Origin of the sequence: Streptomyces sp. NPDC002602 (genome assembly GCF_042889445.1) — a bacterium.
Lineage (GTDB): Bacteria > Actinomycetota > Actinomycetes > Streptomycetales > Streptomycetaceae > Streptomyces.
Genome location: NZ_JBIAQX010000013.1, coordinates 83,608 through 102,871 on the forward strand (window position 1 = coordinate 83,608; position 19,264 = coordinate 102,871).

At 69.9% G+C, this 19,264-nt stretch carries 20 protein-coding genes; 11 read left to right on the forward strand and 9 right to left on the reverse strand.

Features of this window, described 5'->3' with window-relative positions; translation table 11 throughout:
- Window positions 1-66: 66 nt before the first annotated feature.
- Window positions 67-1,374, reverse strand: a complete 1,308-nt coding sequence (locus ACFYW3_RS28110; RefSeq protein WP_351762844.1) for a M48 family metallopeptidase — start codon at window positions 1,372-1,374, stop codon at window positions 67-69.
- Between the two features lie 254 nt (window positions 1,375-1,628).
- Here ACFYW3_RS28110 and ACFYW3_RS28115 point away from each other — a divergent pair, with 254 nt between their 5' ends.
- Together ACFYW3_RS28115 and ACFYW3_RS28120 are read left to right on the forward strand one after the other, a co-directional pair.
- Window positions 1,629-2,387: a GntR family transcriptional regulator gene (locus tag ACFYW3_RS28115; protein WP_389387730.1), complete on the forward strand. Its 759-nt coding sequence runs from the start codon at window positions 1,629-1,631 to the stop codon at window positions 2,385-2,387.
- Entirely contained in the window at window positions 2,384-3,724 is a 1,341-nt protein-coding gene (locus ACFYW3_RS28120) for an MFS transporter (protein ID WP_389387731.1), read from the forward strand. The genes ACFYW3_RS28115 and ACFYW3_RS28120 overlap by 4 nt, the downstream gene beginning before the upstream one ends.
- 76 nt (window positions 3,725-3,800) lie before the next feature.
- On the opposite strand, the gene ACFYW3_RS28125 is transcribed toward ACFYW3_RS28120, so the two are convergent.
- From ACFYW3_RS28125 to ACFYW3_RS28145, 5 genes are all read right to left on the reverse strand, one after another.
- Complete coding sequence (locus ACFYW3_RS28125; protein WP_351762838.1) at window positions 3,801-4,610, reverse strand: helix-turn-helix domain-containing protein; 810 nt, start codon at window positions 4,608-4,610, stop codon at window positions 3,801-3,803.
- 450 nt (window positions 4,611-5,060) lie between these two features.
- Window positions 5,061-6,497: an NAD(P)/FAD-dependent oxidoreductase gene (locus ACFYW3_RS28130; protein WP_389387732.1), complete on the reverse strand. Its 1,437-nt coding sequence runs from the start codon at window positions 6,495-6,497 to the stop codon at window positions 5,061-5,063.
- 180 nt (window positions 6,498-6,677) lie between these two features.
- Window positions 6,678-7,844 carry an MAB_1171c family putative transporter gene (locus ACFYW3_RS28135; RefSeq protein ID WP_389387733.1) on the reverse strand — a complete coding sequence of 389 codons (1,167 nt, stop codon included), beginning with the start codon at window positions 7,842-7,844 and terminating at the stop codon, window positions 6,678-6,680.
- A 1-nt stretch (window position 7,845) separates the two neighbouring features.
- The gene (locus ACFYW3_RS28140) at window positions 7,846-8,388 is read right to left on the reverse strand and encodes a toxin-antitoxin system, toxin component (protein ID WP_389387734.1); all 543 of its coding nucleotides are present in this window, start codon (window positions 8,386-8,388) and stop codon (window positions 7,846-7,848) included.
- Window positions 8,389-8,628: 240 nt separating this feature from the next.
- Window positions 8,629-9,285 carry a helix-turn-helix domain-containing protein gene (locus ACFYW3_RS28145; RefSeq protein ID WP_351762827.1) on the reverse strand — a complete coding sequence of 219 codons (657 nt, stop codon included), beginning with the start codon at window positions 9,283-9,285 and terminating at the stop codon, window positions 8,629-8,631.
- A 525-nt stretch (window positions 9,286-9,810) separates the two neighbouring features.
- Between ACFYW3_RS28145 and ACFYW3_RS28150 the strand changes: the two genes are divergently transcribed.
- On the forward strand, window positions 9,811-10,731 hold the full coding sequence (locus ACFYW3_RS28150; protein WP_389387735.1) for a helix-turn-helix domain-containing protein: 921 nt from the start codon (window positions 9,811-9,813) through the stop codon (window positions 10,729-10,731).
- Between the two features lie 74 nt (window positions 10,732-10,805).
- Here the strand turns inward: ACFYW3_RS28150 and ACFYW3_RS28155 are convergent, their stop codons facing one another.
- Complete coding sequence (locus ACFYW3_RS28155; protein WP_389387736.1) at window positions 10,806-11,048, reverse strand: hypothetical protein; 243 nt, start codon at window positions 11,046-11,048, stop codon at window positions 10,806-10,808.
- Between the two features lie 247 nt (window positions 11,049-11,295).
- Between ACFYW3_RS28155 and ACFYW3_RS28160 the strand changes: the two genes are divergently transcribed.
- A complete protein-coding gene (locus ACFYW3_RS28160) occupies window positions 11,296-11,601 on the forward strand; it encodes an SCO0607 family lipoprotein (RefSeq protein WP_351762821.1) in 306 nt (101 codons plus the stop codon).
- A gap of 424 nt (window positions 11,602-12,025) precedes the next feature.
- Window positions 12,026-12,622 carry a hypothetical protein gene (locus tag ACFYW3_RS28165; protein WP_389387737.1) on the forward strand — a complete coding sequence of 199 codons (597 nt, stop codon included), beginning with the start codon at window positions 12,026-12,028 and terminating at the stop codon, window positions 12,620-12,622.
- A gap of 345 nt (window positions 12,623-12,967) precedes the next feature.
- On the opposite strand, the gene ACFYW3_RS28170 is transcribed toward ACFYW3_RS28165, so the two are convergent.
- Window positions 12,968-13,561, reverse strand: coding sequence for a TetR/AcrR family transcriptional regulator (locus tag ACFYW3_RS28170; RefSeq protein WP_351761636.1), 594 nt, complete (start codon window positions 13,559-13,561; stop codon window positions 12,968-12,970).
- A gap of 98 nt (window positions 13,562-13,659) precedes the next feature.
- On the opposite strand from ACFYW3_RS28170, the gene ACFYW3_RS28175 reads away from it, so the two are divergent.
- The 5 genes from ACFYW3_RS28175 (at window position 13,660) to ACFYW3_RS28195 (ending at window position 17,729) form a co-directional block, all read left to right on the forward strand.
- Complete coding sequence (locus ACFYW3_RS28175; RefSeq protein ID WP_389387738.1) at window positions 13,660-14,880, forward strand: alpha/beta fold hydrolase; 1,221 nt, start codon at window positions 13,660-13,662, stop codon at window positions 14,878-14,880.
- A gap of 72 nt (window positions 14,881-14,952) precedes the next feature.
- Window positions 14,953-15,345, forward strand: a complete 393-nt coding sequence (locus ACFYW3_RS28180; protein ID WP_351761641.1) for a nuclear transport factor 2 family protein — start codon at window positions 14,953-14,955, stop codon at window positions 15,343-15,345.
- A gap of 559 nt (window positions 15,346-15,904) precedes the next feature.
- Window positions 15,905-16,597: a hypothetical protein gene (locus ACFYW3_RS28185; protein WP_389387739.1), complete on the forward strand. Its 693-nt coding sequence runs from the start codon at window positions 15,905-15,907 to the stop codon at window positions 16,595-16,597.
- Window positions 16,598-16,891: 294 nt separating this feature from the next.
- Window positions 16,892-17,236, forward strand: coding sequence for a beta/gamma crystallin domain-containing protein (locus ACFYW3_RS28190; RefSeq protein ID WP_384616653.1), 345 nt, complete (start codon window positions 16,892-16,894; stop codon window positions 17,234-17,236).
- A 142-nt stretch (window positions 17,237-17,378) separates the two neighbouring features.
- Window positions 17,379-17,729 (forward strand): hypothetical protein, encoded by a 351-nt coding sequence (locus ACFYW3_RS28195; RefSeq protein WP_389387740.1) that lies wholly within the window; start codon window positions 17,379-17,381, stop codon window positions 17,727-17,729.
- Window positions 17,730-17,809: 80 nt separating this feature from the next.
- Here the strand turns inward: ACFYW3_RS28195 and ACFYW3_RS28200 are convergent, their stop codons facing one another.
- Complete coding sequence (locus tag ACFYW3_RS28200; protein ID WP_351761652.1) at window positions 17,810-18,025, reverse strand: hypothetical protein; 216 nt, start codon at window positions 18,023-18,025, stop codon at window positions 17,810-17,812.
- A gap of 428 nt (window positions 18,026-18,453) precedes the next feature.
- Between ACFYW3_RS28200 and ACFYW3_RS28205 the strand changes: the two genes are divergently transcribed.
- Window positions 18,454-19,188, forward strand: coding sequence for a dienelactone hydrolase family protein (locus ACFYW3_RS28205; RefSeq protein ID WP_389387741.1), 735 nt, complete (start codon window positions 18,454-18,456; stop codon window positions 19,186-19,188).
- Window positions 19,189-19,264 lie beyond the last annotated feature (76 nt).

Below are 19,264 nucleotides of genomic sequence, written 5' to 3' on the forward strand. Positions count from 1 at the left end.
CCAGAGGTGCGCCAGTGTGCGCGCCGACCAGCGGGAATGTGCACGAGGATCGCCGGCAGGGCCTGGTCACCCGGCGAAGTCGCGGACGACCTGGCGGGCCACCACGGCCCGGGCGGCCGCCAACTCCGCCCCCACGGCCGCCTCTCGCCGCCCCGTGAACGAGACCAGCGCGGGATGCGGACCGTCGGCGGCAACGAGGCGCCGGCGCAGGTGGGTCGGCGGGTGCGTGGAGTCGACGCTGTGCCCGCGCCGGGCGGCGACGCGGCGCAGCCGCTCGTACTCCCGCTCCGGTACCGCCGCGAACCGGGCGGCCACCCGCTCCCACAAGCCCTGCTCCGCGTCCTCCCGCGCCTGCCGGCCGGCCCGGCCGCCCCGCATCCCGGCGGCCACGGACTCCCGCCGCAGCGCGGCGTCGACCGACCCCGCGATCAGCAACCGGTCCATCAGGGCGACGGCCGCCACCGAGGACCCGACCCGGGCCGCGCTCGTGTCGGCCAGGTACTCCGCGTGCTGCGAGGCACGCATCGTCAGGGCGTCGAGCAATCGCAGCAGACCCAGCACAGCGCACCGGGGCAGGAACACGAACGCGTTGACGAACCGGTCCAGCAGCCCGGCCGGCGGTGTCGGCCCCAGCACGTAGTACCAGACCGACAGCGAGTGCAGCGCCCCGGCCGTCAGCCGGCTTCGCCTGGTGTCACCGTTGGCGAAGTGGCCCAGTTCGTGACCCAGCAACGCCACCCGCTCCTGCGGGCCCAGGATCTCCCACAGGCCCAGCCCGAGATACAGCACCCGGCGCTGCCGCAGGCCGTAGGTGGTCACCGCCGCGTTCGGCGTCGGTTCCACGACCACGGCGTGCACCCCGGCCGTGCCGAGGGCCCGTGCGACCTCGTCGACCAGCCCGAAGAGCTCCGGGGCGTCGGCCCGGTACAGCACCGGTCCGTCCTTCGGCAGCCGCCCGGGCCGCGGTCGCAGGACCGCGGCGACGCCCAGCGACACCGCCCCCACCACGGGCTGCACACCGGTCTCCCAGCCCAGCACGATCAGCAGCACCCCGCCGACCACGAGCAGCGCCGTCAGGGAATGCACCAGCACGGACACACCCTGGGCCAAGACCGACCAGGCGGACCGGCCACGCGGCCCACCCGCGTCCGCGACCTGCTCCAACTCCGCCGCCAACTGCTCCCCGTGGGTGTGGGCGAGACGCCGGCGAAAGGCCGCGACCCGGCCCGGTTCGGGGTCCGGCGCGCCCGGATCCACGTTCCAGTCGCAGGCCGCGCACCACTCCACGTAGATCTCGTCCACCGGTACCGGGGCGCCGCACTCCGGGCACCGCCGAACCGCCGGCGCCGTGGTCCCCCCACTGATGGCGTTCATGCTCCCCCTCTCGCCGCGGCTCCCCCTGGATCCGCGGTCGGGGCAGCATAAGCTCCGGCCCGGCGCCGACCAACCCGGTTCGACCTGCGACGGGACCCCGAAGTGGCCGTGGGGCGCGGAGTCCGCTCCGGGGCGCGTGAGCGCGGAGCGTACTTCTACTCCAGCAGCTTTTCCGCCGTGCAGTAGCTTGCCAACGCCCCCTGAAAGCAACCGGTTCCGAGCTGCGGCGGAGCGGAACCACCGGAGGATCATCCATGTCCCGAGAGGCTCAGTACCTCGCGATCGCCGACGTGCTGCGCACACGGATCCTCGCGGGGGAGTGGGAGATCGGCGAACGCCTGCCATCGCGTGCACGGCTCTCCGAGCAGTACGGGGTCGGACGCAACGTCATGCAGAGGGCCGTGGACCGTTTGATCATCGACGGTCTCCTCGAAGGCCGCGCCGGCTCGGGCACCTACGTCCGCACCCCGCGCGAGCGCCTGCGACTGGTCCGTTCGCGGCACCGCGAACGCCGATGGGGTTCCTCCCCCCGCTCCGAGGCGGGGGAGCGGGGCAGGGCCGACGCCTGGGATTCCCACAGCCGGGTGCGCGTTCCCGCCCCCGAGGAAATCGCCGAGCGGCTCGGTATCGGCCCCGGAGACCTCTGCGTCAACACTCACTACGAGTTCCTCGCCGACGGGCAGCCCGTCCAGCTCTCCGAATCCTGGGAGCCGATGGCCATCACGGACGGGACACCGATCGTGTTGCCCGAGACGGGCCCCCTGGCGGGCAAGGGGGTGGTCGAGCGGATGCGCTCCATCGGCGTGGTCATCTCGACCGTGGTCGAGGTCCCCCGCCCGGCGCGGGCCACCCGGGCGCAGGCGAACCTGCTGGGGATCAGCGTGGGGGACCTCGTGCTCCGGATCGAGCGCACCATCCACGACGTCGATGGACGCCCCGTGGAAACCGCCGACATGGTCATTCCGGACGTGCGTCGGGAAGTGGTCTACGAGTTCGGAGTCGACCGTCCGTGACCATCGAATCCAGGAGAGCGACTCTCCCCGGGAGCAACTCTCCCTTTTCCGAGGCTGGAGGAAAGATGCCACGACCTTCCCGGCTCGGACTCCTGCGAGATCGGGATTTCCGGCGTTTGTTCGCCGCCACCGCGTTCGGTCAGTTGGGCGACCGCATCGTCTTCCTGGCATTGCCCCTGGTCGGCATCGCTTCGTTGAACGCCGATGAGTTCCAGGTCGGTTTGCTGACCGCGATGACCACGGCGGGCTCGCTCCTGGTCGGGTTGCCGGCCGGCGCGTGGGTGGACCGGGTGCGGAAGCGATCGGTGATGATCAGCACTGATCTCGCTCGGGCACTGGTCCTCTTGACGATACCGCTCGGGTGGTGGGCCGGCCTTCTCTCCATCTGGTGGCTCTACGCGGCCGCCCTGCTCCATGGAATGCTGACCGTCTTCTTCGACGTCGCGTACGTCAGCCATCTCCCGCACCTGGTGGGCCGCGACCATCTCGTGGAAGGACACTCGAAACTGTCGGCGATACGCTCGGTGACCAGTATCGGCGGACCGACGATGGCGGGGCCGCTGGTCGTCCTGATCGGAGCCCCGGCAACCCTCTTGGCGAGTTCGGCGGGAATGGCCGTGTCAGGGCTGCTCGCCCTCACCATCCGAGGACGCGAACCGAAACCGGAGCCGAGTGGGCGCCCGCGATGGGGAGCGGAGATCAAGGAAGGGCTGAGGTTCGTCCTCAGGCAGCCCGTACTGCGCGCGATCATGACGGGGGACGCGATGTTCAACAGCTTCCTGGTCATGTATCAGACCATGCTGCTGGTCTTCCTGGATCGGGAGATGGGGCTCCGGCCCTTCGCGATCGGCCTCATTCTGTCCGGGATGGGCTGTGGCGCCCTGCTCGGCGCGCTGGTGGCAACCAGGATCTCGAAGTGGGTCGGGCACGGTCCGGTCATCTGGCTCGCGGCGCCGGCAACGTGTCCGTTGACCGCTCTCATGCCGTTGGCGCGACCTGGGTGGAGCGTGTACGCGGCGGCGATCGGACTCGCGATGCTGTCGATGGGCGGAGTGGTTCGGGTCGTGGCCCAATCAAGCCTCCAGCAGGCACTGACACCGGATCGACTCATGGGTCGGATGAGTGCGACCGCTCGATTCGTGTCCTGGGGCGGCATTCCTTTCGGCGGGATCATGGGTGGAGTCTCGGGCTCCGTGTTCGGAGCGGCAGGCACCCTGTGGATCGGGGCGGCCGGCATGACGCTGAGTTTCCTCCCCAACGTGTTGTCACCCCTCCGAGCCATGCGCGCGTTGCCCACGGACAATGCCCCCAGTTCGTCCGTTGAGACGCCGGGATGAGTGCGACTGCCCGTACCGGTCGGGCTCTCGGACCGGGTGGAAATCCAGCCCGAGGCCTCCGCCGGCCCCGGCCGGGTCATGCGGCCCGGGAGGCCGCGGCGAGGGGGCGGGTGACGGCGGCGCTGTTGTGGAGGACCGCCTGTACGGCGTTGCGGAGCATGGGTCCGTAGGCGACGTGAGCGTTGCCCTGGGTGAGATCGGGCGCCAGGATGCTGATGGCGGCGACCACGCGAGGCTCGGCGCCAGGGGCCGCCGGGGCTCCGGGCAGGCGCCGGAGAGGTGCCGACACCAGGCTCCATCCGGGCAGTGGCGAGCCGGTGACCGCCACCTGGGCGGAGCGGATCCGGCGGAGGTCGTCGCGCAGGGGGACGTCCTGACCGGCGAGGTTGGCGAGCATGGCCAGGCCCGGAGCGTCGCAGTGGAGCGGGGCGCGGCGCAATCGGTCGACGGCCCCGGGGGTGAGGGCCAGTTCGCGCCGGAATCGCGGAAGGGACGTCCCGGCGGCCGAGATGCACACGCGCTCCCCGCCCAGGGGTGAGTAGGTGTGCAGGAGCACCACCTGTCGGGTGCGTCGGTGGATGCCCTCAAGGAGGAGGGTGGCGCCCCGCACGGGGGCTCGGCTGGGGTGCACCAGTCCCGGAGGCAGGTCGGCCATGGCGCCGGTGGCGGGGCGGAGCTCCCAATGGCCGAAGCGGGGCCGATCGCAGAGCCCCGCGTTGAAGAGCCGCAGCAGCCGGCGGTGAACCGTCGAGTCGTCCAGCTCGGTGCGGTTGGCGATGGCGCGAAAACGGTGCGGCCCCGCACCCAGTGCCTCCAGAGCGTGCAGGACCGCGAGTGTCCGGTCGCGCTCTCTACGTTGATGAGGGTTTCGCGCGCTGATGTCCACTGTTCCTCCCGTTTGTGTCACATCGGTATGTCGGTTGGGGTGGTTGGTGCTGTTGGTCCGTGTACATGATCTTTACCTCGGAGTACGGCGGGTTGGCCAGGAAAACCCCCTTCCGGAAAGGGGACTTCCTGTGACGGATGGTGAGGTGTCGCGTCCGGAATGAGCGAGAAGGCGCCGGCATGGACGTATCCCGAAGATCGCTTCGGGTGAACTGTGGAGAAGATCTTCACGAGGTGAGGGAGCGACTTGTCCACGCCCGCGCCCCGCTCGGCCGACCCGACCGCCGCATCCGACGGATACGCAGACAGCCACACGAAACCTCCGAGGGCCTCACCGCCCAGAACCCTCCCCGGGAGCCCCGCGGCCCAGGACCCCACCGCCCGGGTGGCCGGCCGTACGGAACCGGCCACCACAGGTCCTCCCAACCGGCCCTCGAACGCGCCGGCCGCGTCAACTCGCCATTCTCTTGACGCTGTGTGCCGCAACGACCTCGCGTTCCCGCCGAGTCAGCGGCGGACCGGCCAGCGGGGGATGCCGAGGTCCCAGCGCGGCGGCCAACAAGGCACGAGGTGTGAGCAGATGGGTGGGCTTCTTCTCCAGTGACGTCACGTCGGTGAACTCCTTCGTCATGGAGAAGGAACCGCACGAGGTCCTCATCAGGTGATCGACGTATCGGGCGAGCAGCCTGTCCGCCGCGTTGGGAGAGCCGCCCTCGGCAGTCGGATAGAACACGTCCTGGCCGAGCGCCAGGCTCCACGCGGCGGACACGGGGTGGGCGATGGCCCGCTGAGCGCGCCGAGCGAGACCCGGGCTCGTGATGCCGCGGTCCGACGCCAGCCGCTGTAGGGCGACGGCTCCTTGCGCCGCCACCGACATGCCGTGCCCGTAGGCCGGGTTGTAAGCCGCGACAGCGTCTCCGAGCACCACGAAACGGTCAGGCCACTTGCCGACCTTCTCGAAGAACCGGCGCTGATTGCGGGTGCTGCGATTGATCGATACACCACTGAGCGGCTCAAGGTGCGAGATGAGTTCTCCGACGAGCGGGTGGCGCAGACCCAGGGCGAACGGCAGGAACTCCTCGGCCTTTTCGGTGGGCCGGCCGCCCGTCGTGCCGGCCACCGTCACGAGCCACCTGTCGCCCTCGATGGGCAGGATCACCGCGCTCTGACCAGGACGGGACGCCTGCGCGTCTGCCTGGACGTTGACCACGGGAAAGTCCTCGGCGCCGTCGGGGGCACGGTAGACCCGGCTGGCGTACACCAGACCGGTGTCAAGCGTGCGCTCCGTGGCGGTGGCCACGCCGAGCCGCTCCAGATGGTGCTGCGCGCGCGATCCCCGCCCACTGGCGTCGACCACGAAGTCCGCCTCCAGCACCTCCTCGACACCGTCGGGGCTGCGCACCATCACGCCTGTCACACGGTCGGCGCTGCCCACCAGACCCTCCACCCGGGTGCGCCGCAGGACTTTCACGCCGTGATCGGCCAACACGTGATCCCGGACGACGGAGTCGAGGAGGTCGCGGCTGCACGCGATCAGGAAGTGCGTCTCCGTGCGCCACCGCCGGAACCAGCCCTGGTTGCTGAATCCGACCATCCCGGTGGGGATCGGGATGCGCCGGGCGCCGGCCGCCAGCCAGCGGTCGGTGATCCCCGGCAGCAGGGCCTCGGCCGCGCGGACGCCGCCGCTCCAGAGCAGATGGACATGTCCCGCCTGAGGCAGGCCCTTGCGGGGGAGAGCACCGTCGGGAAGGTCGTCGCTCTCGACGACCCAGATCTCGTCCACGCTGCGGCGCAGCGCCGCGGCGGCCAGCATGCCCGCGAGCCCGCCGCCGATGACGATGGCGCGGCGCCCGATGGTGCCGGGGCGAACATTCTTGGGGTCGTTCATGTGACTGCTCTCTACCGGGCCGCCGTGGGGCGGGACATCGTCATGGACAGGAGACCGGGGGGGCCGGGGGCGCGGGGACAGGACGCGGTGGAGCCGTTGTTGTCGTGCCGACCCGGCCCGAACACAGGTGTGGACCCCTGCCGCGGCCGCGTGACGCGTAGGGGGGAGTCGCGGAGCTTCCTACCCTCGGGCAGTCAGTCGCATCGCGGCGCCGGCGGGGGAGCGGCGTCCGAGCACCCGGGAGATGCCGACGAGGTCCCGGAATCCTCCGAGTCTGTCCTGCAGTGCCCGGGACGACGCGATGACCCGGCGCTCGGGGTCGGCGAGCAGAGCCTCCTTGGCGGCCACGACCATGGCCGCGTCCGCTGCGGCCTCCGCGTCCTCGGGGGTGGCGCCGCAGGCCAGGGCATCGGCGGCAGCGGCATCGTGGACGCTCCGTTCGAAGTACGGGTTCAGCGTCAGGAAGCCGTCGTGGATGTCCGACTCCCTCCGCATGACCCGCACTCCCGGCGACGCCAGCCACGAGATCCTCACTCTGGGGTGTTCCGGGGAGAGGTTGCTCAGAAGCCGCCACAGAGGTCCGAGCCGCGTGTAGCGCCGCCAGTCCGCCCACGGCTCCCTCAGCCGTTGCACGACCAACGGCAGGCCGAACCCGATGGCGACGAAGGGAGAGGCCAGGGAGGCCAGGGGGCGTGCCACGTCGGTGCTCAGACTGTCCCAGTCATGACCCGCCCAGCGGGCTCCGACCGCGGCGAACTTGCACACGTCGTAGGCGACCGTCAGCAGGTAGCCGCACACCATCAGGTTCAGACCCGCCCGCAGTTCCCCGGTGACCTCGCGCGACCAACGCCGGCACAGGGACGTCATGACGAGCGACGACGCCGCGTGGGCGACCAGGTACAAGACGATCATCTCGCGGATGTACGGAGTCGTGGCGTAGTAGGTGTCCAGGTCCCGCAACCGTTCGACGGGTGCGTCGCCCAACGCGAAGAAGGTGAAGAGGCCGACGATGACCAGGCCGTACACGGCCAGGCACCAGCGGGTGGCCTGCCTGATCCGCGTGGCGGATCCACCTCGCCAGTTGATGAGCAGGACGATGCAGCACCCGCTGAAAGCCGTGAGGATCGAGTACACGAAGGGGGCGGCGCTGTTGGGAACGCCGACCAGGTCGTTGACCCAGGCGATCATCGGAATCATCCCGAAGAGGAAGACGCCGGCAGCGGTGAGCAGCAGCATGGCCACGGCACGCAGAAGAGGGTCGCGAGGGTTCCTGAGCAAGCCGGGAAGCCTGATGCAGAAGGCTGCCACCGCGATGAGCGCGGGTATGAAGAAGCTCAGGTCGGACACGTCAGGTTCCCACATTCCGGTAGCTCAGGGCGGCCTCGATCCTGCCCTGCGTCGTCTTGAGGTTGGGCGCCCTGGTCGTGGCGGGGACCAGCAAGTGCCGCACCCTGTGCGCCAGTTCCAGGCCGAACAGCTCCGCGCTGTCCTCCTCTTCCTGGGCGTGCTTGGCGTCGATGTCGCCCCTCGCGCCGAGAACGGGACTCTGGCGGCCCGCGACCGCGAGGACGGAGACCACGACGTCCTGAAGAACAGCGTCGTGCCGGAGCAGACGGGCGGCCACCGCACCCTGCTCCACGTGCTCGTGACAGTGCCCCAGTTCGAGATGCCGCAGCTCATGGCCGGTGATGATGACCTGGTGTTCCGGAGCGGTCTCGCGCTCGACGACGATCAGGTCCCTGTCCCCGAGGTTCAGGGCGAGTCCGCTGGCCGTGCCCGGGGGGAAACTGGACGTCCGGAACTCGATGTTCCTGCCCCGACGTCTTCCCATCGCCTCGCACAGCGTCAGGCAGAGGACCTCGGAGGGCACGGGGGGCCGCAAGTGGCGCACCCCGCCCACTAAGTTGTTGACCGACCTGCGCAAGCCCCGTCGTTTGAACACCGTTCTCCCCGATTCTGCTTGTCGACAGCTGATGAAACCCGCTCCATGGGTGCCCCGCCGTCCACGGCGTCGCCGCCACCCATCAGCCGGCCCCCGATACCTGGCCCTTCGTGAAACGCGTCCGCCGAGCCGGCGGCCCGTCCGCTCCGTCTGCGGTGGCGTCGGGCCGTCCAGGGGACACGCCGGGGCTCAGTCGGCGCCATCCGCGTCGGACGCCAGCTCGGCCATGAAACTGTCGAGCCACTCCGCGACCTTCGCGCGGTGCTGGTCGGTGGGAAGCAGCGCCGCGCGCGCCGCGATCCCCTCGACACCGTGGCCGGCGAGAATCTCTTTGAACGAGATCGTCATGACCGACGGCTCCCGCTGCGCCAGCTCCTCCAACAGGGCGTTCTCCAAGGGGAGTACCGCATTGGCGACGGCCTCGGCGTCCAGGGACTGGAGGAAACCGGCCGGACGGCCGAAGAAGCGTTCGATGCGGGCACAGTGATCCATCGTCGGTCTGCGTTCGCCGTTGACCAGCGCGTTGATCTGCTGACGCGAGATCCCGGTCATCTTCGCGATCTGCGCCTGTGAGTGCTTGCGCTTGTTCTCCTTCACATGGGTGGCGCGGATGACCTCCAGGCGCTGCATGAACCGTTCCTGGATGTCCGGCTCTCCGACGTTCTCCCCTCGGAGGAGGGCTTCGACGACAGCCACCGGTACGCCCGTGGCCAGGTGGAGTTCTCCGGGGTCCAGGACGTCTTCGCACGAGCGCCCGAGCTTGGTCGCGAGGTTGGCGACCCTGGCAACGCCGACCGCCAAGGCGTGTGCGGCCCTGGCCTCCGAGGCCGAGGAGTCTTCTGTCACCGATCGATCTCCTCTGGATGGTGTGAGGGCTGCTTCGCACGGACAACGGACAAACGAACTGGGGCAAGGGGTCAGGGCAAGGGGCGCACGACAACGAACAAGGGCAACGGACCAGGCCGACGGGCCAGGGCAACGGACCAGGTCAAGGGACCAGGGCAACGGACGGGGAGCCGTCTGGAGGCTATTACGTCTTCAACCTCTGCGGCCATAGCCTGCCACCGTTGTGGCAGGTTTCGGCCGACTCGAAGGCCAAAAAGACACGATCGTTGACAGGTTGGGGCGCGGAGAGCAGGATCGGCACACGATGTGATGTTCGACAGTCGTTCGTATGTCATTGCCATGCATCGCGGGGCGTTCGCCTGCGCCGACGAAGGCCCGTGGAACCGTCACAGGGGGACGCGCAGGACGTCACGGCCCTGCCGCTCACGCACTGCCCGGAAGTTGAGAGACCTCGTGGCCTCGTGTGAACTCCAACGAACCCTGCCGGACAGACCAGGCACCGAGCCACGACGTAGGAGGGAACCAGTGGACACCGGCGGGTATGCGGGGGTCGGTCGGACGGACCCCCGAGACTCCCTGGCCGCGAAGATCCGAGCACGGCGTCTACAACGCTTCCTCAAAGGACGTCGCGATCATCTGAGCCTGAGTCAGGAAGAGGTCGCCGAGCGACTCGAGATCAGTGGCCGCTCCTACGGGAACTGGGAACGCGGCAGGGTCAAGGAGTGGACGGACCACAAGCTGTACTCCCTGGCACACGCCCTGGAGATGTCCGAGTATCAGACCGACCGCCTCTTTCGCTACGCGGTCGATCGCGCCCCACAGCCCGCCCTGCGCGCCATGTTCCACCGTGACCGCCCCACGGATCCGGACACCGCGGCCTTCCTGGGCGACTACGGCGTGATGATGGACGCACTCTCGCTGCCCACCTTCGTGATCGACCACCGGTGGGGCGTCAAGATGGCGAACAAGGCCTACCACGACCTGTTCGAGGGCGTGCGAGACCACCCGACCGCGATGCCCGCCGACAACTTCCTGCGCTTCGGTCTCTTCCACCCCGACGCCCCGGCCGTGCTGGTCGACCACCTGAAGTGGCAACTCGCCATGCTCGCCCAGCTCTCGTCGAGCCTGGAGCGACACGACGAGGACACCGTCCTCCAGGCCATCCGCCGCGATGTCCACCAGCACCCCGTGCTGCGCGACACGTACCTCAAGGACATGCCGGACTGGGTACTGGGATGCGGCGCCGATCTGGTCCACCACGAAGGCTCGCTGCGCGAGCTTCGCCACCCCGACCCGCGGATCGGTCTCCAGGGGTGCCGGCTCGTCGAGGAGACCCCGCGGTCGCTGCAGGCCCTCGGGCTCATGCGCATCACGCTGGTGCTGGTCGGCCCCGATGACGGATGCATGCACGAGCGGAGAGGCTCCCACTGCCATCACGCCGCCTGAAAGCAGTGCGTCGTCCGGCCGTGCGTTCCGGCGCCAGGGCCGCCCGCGGCGCGGGTGGTGTGGAAGTACCTCGATCACTGACGTTCGAGGCCACGGGTGACACCGGCTGCGACGGTCGTGGCGAAATCCCATCCCACCGCGACCAGGAGGTGGGCGAGCCACCGGTGTGCGCCGGCGGGCGTGAACGCCTTCTCCTGACCGAGGTCGATGACCGGGAGCAGCAGGTCCGCCGCGTAGGCGAGGGCGTTGAGATTGACGTGAGCGTGGCGGCTGCCTGGTGGCCCTGGGTGTCCCCTGAGACCGCGAGAGTCAGGCAAGCGGGGCTGGATTCCGGGCGATCAGTCACCAATCATCCGGTTTTGTCAGGGACTTGAGGGACTGAGTTTTCGCATTGCCGTGCCGGATCGGTGCCGGGCCGATGCCGGGGTCGGCCAGGCGCTCGCGCTCCCCGGCCACCGAGGCGCTCCCGGCTCTCGGCTCCCGGCTCGTGCGTGCGCGGACTCGTGCGGGGCACATGTCCCCGGAACGACAGCAGGCCCACATCAGGCCGACAGGAGGCCGAACATGACCACAGTTCGTACGCACCGTCACCAGAGCGGGATCAGCGTCCTCTTCACCGTAGCCGCGCTCGCTGCGACGTTGGCCGGATGCTCGACGGAGGACGCCGTCTGTCGAGGAGGGGAGTACCCCGTCATGACGGTCGGAGCCACCGGCTCCACCTGCGTCACGGACGGGAAGCCGCCGCCCGAGGGCTACACGCGCTATCCCGACGGCAAGGTGCCCCGGCACGTCGACGACACCTGGGACGTGTACTGGCGCACCCACACCCTCGACGACAAGGGCGACACCATCGACGCCCCAGCCCCGTAGCGGGCGGCACCGGCGACGGCATGGGGCCGACCCGTGCCGGAGTCGGCCTTCCCCCTGCGTCAGGACTCCGGCCACGTGCGTGAAAGGAGCGGAAGGCCGAGATCAGAGTGTCGATGCGGTTGGCACACGGACATCATCACCACCAACCAGGCCGGTGGAGGGGAACCAGCCGAAAGCGCCGGGTCCTTCACGTCCTTGGCCGATCGCATGCAGCTCGCGCTGCGGCTAAGCCGGACGAGGCCGCCCCGCACGGTCCTCACCGCCAACCGCCAACCGCCTGCCGCCGGCCACCACCCCTCCCGCGAGGTGAACCGATGGGCGATCATCAGGCCAGGGGCTTGAGACGATCGCCCCATCTCCTTCAGTGGATGTCGCGAGACAAGGAACCGGCAGAATGAATTCTCCGCGCGCTCGCCTCGTGGCCGTGCCGACCATCCTCGGAGCGGGCCTGGTGATGGGCTTGGTCGGCGCCCTCGCGATCAAACTCGACGGCCCGATCTTCCATGCCGTGAACATCGTGTTCTCCGGGGGTTGGTCGTGGGCGTGTTTCGCCTTCCTGGTCGGCTACTTCCGCCCATCGAGAGTCGAGGCGGCTCTGTTGGCCTCCTCCGCATTGGCCGTCGGCGTGGTCGTCTACTACCTGTCCAAGGCTTTGAGCCCCGTGACGCCGATCGGCATGGACGTCTCTGGCGCGTCGAGCGGGGGAGATGGCTCGTCAGGGATCCTGATGTGGGGGATGGCCGCCTTTCTCTTCGGCGCGCCGGTGGGACTCTTCGGAAATCTGGCGCGCATACCCGGCATCGCCGGCCTCTCGTTCCGCCTGCTCATTCCGCTGATCGCCTTCTATGAGACATCGGTGCGTCTGGATGTGGAGGCGGCCACTGCGGGGCCGGTTCCCGAAGCGACCTGGAGCACGATTCGCGTGCTCGCCGCCCTCGCCGCCGTAGCTCTCGTGGGACACACGCTGTGGAGGTGGCGCACTCGGCACGACGATCTGGACGTCGGGGCCGATTCAGACTGAGGGGAAGTTCGCGGCGCGCGCCCATCACCTCACCGACGCCGCCCCGGGCGAGGGCGACGGTGGGCGCGGGCGACTGTCCGAGGACGGGGGCATCGGCACCCCGAACAACGGTGGAACCCGGCGCGCGCACCGCCCATGCCCGCGCCGCCCGCGCCGCGCCGCCCGCGCCGCGCCGCCCGCGCCCGCGCCGCCCGTGCCCGCGCCGCGCCGCCCGTGCCCGCGCCGCGCCGCCCGCGCCGCCCGCGCCCGCGCCGCCCGCGCCCGCGCCGCCCGCGCCCGCGCCGCCCGTGCCCGCGCCCGCGCCGGCGTCGTGCCCGGAGCCGCGCCGGCGGGAGTGATCCGCCCTCAGGCCCGCCCCGGTGTGGCCGTGCTGCCGAGGAGGCGGTTCACGAGGAGTTCCGGGTAGCCGGAGGCCGGCGGGTCGATGCCGAAGATCGCCCGCAGGTAGAGCGGCGCGACGAGTTGGTCGAGGATCTGGTCGATCGGCGGGGGGACCTCGCCGCGGGCGGCGGCGCGGTCGCGGATGCGCTCGATCGCGCCGATGCGGCGTTCGAACTGCTCCGCGCGTTGCCCCTGTGCCGTGGCATTGCCCGGCATCGACAGGGCGACGGCGCGAATGAGCAGTCTCCCTTCGGGCGTGCGGATGCTCGCGACGCCCGCCTCCACCCAGGCCGTCAGGTCGCCGCGGAGGCTGCCGGTGTCGGCGAGCGGCCAGTCCCGTTCGAGACGGGTGACGACCACGTCGGCCAGGAGCGCCTCCCGGCTGCCCCAACGCCGGTAGACGCTGGTGTGGTTCACCCCGGCGCGCTGCGCGACGGCGGGGATGGTGAGGTCCGCGCCCCGGGGGTCGGACAGCAGGTCGATGACGGCCTGGTGGACGGCCGAGCGGACCTGCTCGGGGCTCTTGCGCAGGCGCGGGGCCGGTTGGTTCGAAGTCACCCACCCATCGTAATCGCTAAGCACAACTATTTGCTTATCGACCCCCGAGGGGTCTACAGTCATGCCGTACGCACAGATCTGTGCTTAAGGAGAGTGTGATGAAGCCGCTGCTGTTCCCCGGCAACCCCCAGTTCTGGTACGAGACCCTGCGCTCGATGAGCCACATCGCCTACGGCGGCGCCGACTTCGGCGAGGTCGTCTCCACCGCCGGGCGCATCAAGGAAGGCGACTACGACAGCTGGTACGAGGAGTGGCTGGCGACCGCCGACCGGGTGGCCGACGAGGCGCGCCGGGCCCTGGACGCGGGACACGCCGTCAGCGCCCGGGACGGATTCCTGCGCGCCTCCAACTACTACCGGTCCGCGGAGTTCTTCCAGCACGGCTCCCCGTGCGACCCCCGCCACGACCACGCCTACGACCGCAGCGTGGCCTGCTTCCAGGCCGCCGCCGCGCTCTACACCCCCCGCATCGAACCGGTCCGCATCCCCTACGAGGGCACCACCCTGCCCGGCTACCTCTACCGGGTCGACGACACCGGCACGCCCCGCCCGACCCTGATCATGCACAGCGGCTTCGACGGCACCGCCGAGGAACTCCACTTCAGCGGCGCGATGGCCGCCGTGGAACGCGGGTACACCGTCCTGACCTTCGACGGCCCCGGGCAGCCCGGTCCCCGCCACCACCAGGGCATGGTCTTCCGCCCGGACTGGGAGAACGTCATCACCCCGGTCGTCGACTTCGCCGAGTCCCTGCCGGAGGTCGACAACCAGCGCATCGCGCTTCTCGGGAGCAGCATGGGCGGCTTGCTCGCCCCCAGGGCAGCCGCCTTCGAGCACCGCCTCGCCGCCGTGATCGCCGTCGACGGCGTCTACGACCTCGGCCAGATATCCCGCCGCAACATCCCGGGCGACCGGGAGCAGGTCGAAGGGCTCCTGCGCGCCGAGTCCGCCCCCGAACTCGACGCGGCCTTCGAGGAGATCATGGCCCAGGACGCCACCGCCCGGTGGGCGTTCAACCACGGGATGTACGTGATGGGCGTCGACACCCCTCGGGCCTTCGCCGCCTCCTACCTGGACTACACCCTCGAACGCGGCATCGCCGAGCTGATCCAGTGCCCCACCCTCGTGTGCGACGCCGCCGAGGACGAGTTCTTCAAGGGCCAGCCCGAGCAGCTCTACGAGCACCTGACCTGCCCCAAGACCCTGATGTTGTTCACCACCGAGGAAGGTGCCGGCGCCCACTGCCACCCCGGTGCCATGCGCCTGGCCCTCGCCCGCGTCCTCAACTGGCTCGACACCACCCTCGCGACCGTCGCCTGAAGGCCCCGCCGGCGTCCGGCGCATCGCCGGCGCCGGCCTTTCCTCGCCACCTCACACCACAAGGAAGTCCCGATGAACCGCACCGGAATCGAAGCCGCCCTCAACGACCTGCTCTTCAACCGCGACATCACCCTGGAGGAGGCCGCCGAGCGCCACTTCACCCCCGGGTACCGCCAGCGCACGGACGGCGAGTGGGCCGACCGCGCGGAGTTCCTCGACCACATCGGCCACCTGCGCGGCATCGTCGCCGGCGGCACGGTCGAGGTCCACGACGAGTTGTACGACGGCGACAAGTACGCCGACCGGCACACCTGCCACATCACCAAGAACGACGGCACCATCGTCACCATGGAGGTCTACGTCTTCGCCGACCTCGCTCCCGACGGCCGCTTCCACCGCATCGAGGAAACCACCTTGATGCTGAGCGGCTCCGACGCCGACCGCAACATCGGCAGCGCCCGCTGACATCGCCCACCACGCCGACCACCGCGGCGATTCGACGCGCGATCGTGCGGCGCCGGGAATGTGCTGGGTGGCCGGTGCGGATCGCACCGTCACACGGGAGACCATCGGAAACTCGCGCGGCGAATCGAAGCGGCCGGGACCCGGTGTCGGACTTCGCCCCGTGCCGACCACCGCCCGACAGCCGGTGCGCAAGGGCGATCTCCGACCGTCCTTCCACCGGTTTCATCCGGCCAGACCGGCTCATATCCGTTGATCGTTTTGAGGCTCCCCTTGGTAGGGTCCAGGTGGCAGGCTTGACCAACCATCATCTCGTGACGGGGTGTCACCTGCCCTCATCCCGTCACGTGAACCGCCGACTCGGCGGGTTCCGGGGGAGCCGGCCAGGGGTACGCGCAGAGGAATTCCGCCGCCGGGGGTCCGTCGTGCCTTTACGAGGTGCTGCGGACGGCGCCCACCGATCCGTACGGCTCCGAGCGGTATCGGGCGGCCCGGTACGCGGTGAACAGCATGCACCCGGGACCGACGCGACCGACCAACCCCTACCGAAGCCGTGGTGGCCATGGAAACCTCGACCTACCCCGAGCCCGACGTACGTCTGGCGCGCCTCGCGGGCGCGGTCGGCCTCTCGGCCACGTGGCCGCCGACCGATGAGTTCCTCGACGTCCTCGCGGAGCGGACCGGGCTGCGCACCCATGACCTCCTGCTCGTCGCGGACCTCCCCGTACCCGACACCGCGTGGCTCTTCGACGAGAGGGCCGGCGCTTCCGGTTCCCTGGTGTCGTGCTCCCTCGACCTGCCCGCGGCCGGCCGGCGGCTGCTGCGCGTCCGTGCCCGCTCCACGACCGCGCCGGCGGGCACGCTCACTCCCTGGGAGCCCCGCCCGCACGAGCGGTATCCACCGGGGTTCGGCTCGCTCCTCCTGCGGATGCTCGCGCTCCGTAACCTGAACTGGTTGGGCACGGCAAAGGTGATGTGTCTGATGTCCGGCGTCTGCAAGGCGGCCTCGACCATCGGAGCGGTGGGGCGAGGCGTCAAGCCGATCGATGCGGAGATGCTCGACGGCTTCGCGGCGACACTCGGCGTACCGGTCGCCGTGCTGGCCGAGCTGACCGGCGTCCGCCGTTCGGTGGCGGGCCCCGACCCGGCGCCCGAGGTGGTCGACACAGCCATGCTGGTGTGGGAGATCCGGCACGTGACCCGGGACCAGGAGAGTCAACTCGCCGAGTACGCACGGACGCTGGGCAGGGACTGACGTTCTCCGGCCATGGCCGGGATGCCGGACTTCGCCCCGGCGGACGAGCCGGGACGTCAAGCCACCAAGTCGCTCAAACGTTTCAACTGAGGACCAGAGGTCAGAATTGGGACAACATGGTGTTAATTCCGGCCGTGCGCGACGGAGTTGATTGCAGAGGGCACAGACCACAGGGGAATCTCGATGTGCAACCGCGAAGGCCGTCGACCGGTCCGTCGCGGTGTGGGTGGCCGACGTGCCCAGGGGCACGGGGCGCCCCTTTCGCTCGATTCCCGTGAAGGAGAGATCGTGCCCATGAAGCCGAAGAGGTTCGTCCGATCGGCTGCCGTGGCGTTCGCCGCGGCGGCATCGCTGACCCTGACCATCCCCGGCAACGCGTTCGCCATCGATCACGTCGAGTGCCGGGGCGGTGAGAACTTCCTGAAGATCTGGTCCCACGAGGGTGGTCGGCAGAGCGTGGACTGCTACGCGAACAAGGGGCGGACCGGGTTCGGAGGCTGGTGGGTCGACAAGATCTCCACCGGCAACAACGACCTGATCTACTACGACGCCAACGGCGACTCCGTGAGGATCAACCGCTGGACGGAGATCACGTTCCCGAACCACCCGCCCAAGGTCAACTCCATCGAGATCCTGTGACGATCTGACGATCCGATCACCCCTGCGGGGCCGTGCCCGGGGCGCGGCCCCGCAGGGGCGCGGGAGAGCCACGACGGGGGCGTGTGTGGGGCCGTGACATGATGACCTTGTGGAGATTCCTGGTCCTTCGGCGCGTCGGCACATGCTGATCGAGGGGGTGGTCCTGGTCGCGGCTCCTGCCCCGGTGCAGGTGGCCTGGCTGGAGAAGTACGACGTACCCCCGGATGAGATCGTCCTCGGCTTCGATGACGGCTTCCGATTGGCCGAGCGACTGGCCCAGGAGGGCCGGCTCGGTGCCACCGCGCTGTCCGATCTGCGGATGATCGACGAGATCTTCAGCGAGATGGCCAAGGACGAGGGAACGGATCGGTGGACGAGACAGGCGTTGTCCACCGACGCGGAGTGGGACCGTGTCCGGCAACTGGCGCGAGAAGTCCTCACCGCGGAAGGCGAGGGGGACGCGCCGCTGCCAGACCCCTGCATCATTCGATGAGGGGACCGCGGTCCCGCGCTCGATGGTGTCGATCCGGCCTTTGAGTCGGTGGCCGGCCCCGTTGACGGACTCCGCGCCCCTCAGTCGCCGTTGCCGCTGGTCCCGTTCAGGTTTCGGCGCCGCTTCTTCCCGGAACGACGTACCAGCTCGCTCGCGGCGAGCGTCACGGTCGCCAGAGCGCGGACCCAACGGGGACCGCCGCGTTCCGCCCACACCACGCATACGCACCCGCCGATGGCGAGCACCAGAACGCCGAACAGCACCAGACCGGCCATGGTCTCCACCCCTTCGTTCATTCGTTCCTTCCCTCTGATTGTCTCAGGCGGGGGAAGGGCCCACGGTCGGCCGCGGAGGCGGAAACGTGCGAACGGGACGGCCGAGTCGCCGATGGGGGCGGCGACACCCGGGCTCGGGACCCGTGGCGCCGCCCGGGGCATTCCCTATCACTCGCGATCTCCCGCGATCACTCCCGCGATCACTCCCGCGAGCGGCACGGTGGCCCGGAAACGCGGTGGATTCGATCCCGCCCGGTGGGCTACGTTGGGCGGCGATGACCACCGGGACGGCCTTGAGCCACACACGGATTGATGACCCGGCGCTGCTCTGAGCGCCGTACGGGCCGGCGCCGGCCCGCTGTGGAATCGAGGGTCCGGCGTTGCCGCGCGGGCTCCGCCTCCTGTCGTGTCGACCACAGCTCGATACGTCAACCACGACAGGAGAAGTCATGCCCACCCAGATGCTGCACATCCCCACCGCTGCCGGCCAGGCCGACGCTTTCGCCGCTTTCCCCGACCGCGGCGAGCGGTTCCCGGGGGTGCTGATGTACCCGGACGGCTTCGGCATCCGGCCCGTACTGCGGGAGATGGCCCGCGAACTGGCCGGGCACGGGTACTACGTGCTCGTACCCAACGTGTTCTACCGGCACGGCCCGACACCGGTGATCGAACTTCCCGAGTACATCGACGGAGAGGCCCGGTCCGCCGTCTTCGCCCGGCTGATGCCCTTGATCGAGGCGCACACCGCGGAGCGCGCCCTGAGCGATGCCGGCGCCTACCTCGGATTCCTCACCTCCCGGCCCGAGGTCGCCGCCGGACCGGTCGCCGTCACCGGCTACTGCATAGGCGGCCTTCTGGCGACGCGTACCGCCGCGGCTCACCCCGGCCGGGTGGCCGCCCTCGCGGCATTCCACGGTCCCGTGGGAGCGGACGGGCCCGGCGCCTTCGCCGGGATCACCGCCCAGGTCCACTTCGGCCATGCCGAAAGCGACCTGACGCCCGAAGCCCTGGGAGAACTCAACCGGGCCCTGCACGCCTCGGGCGTCGCCCACACCTCCGAGATCTACCCCGGCACCGTCCACGGGTTCACCATGTCCGACACCGACGCCTTCGACCCCGCCGGCCTGCAACGCCACTGGGACCACCTGCTCCCCCTCCTCGACCGCACCTTGACCGACAGCTGAGGCTCCGGCTCGGAAACCGAACCCGAGCACACGGCTCCGGAGGGCCGGCGACGTCTCGACGCCCGTACACTCCGGC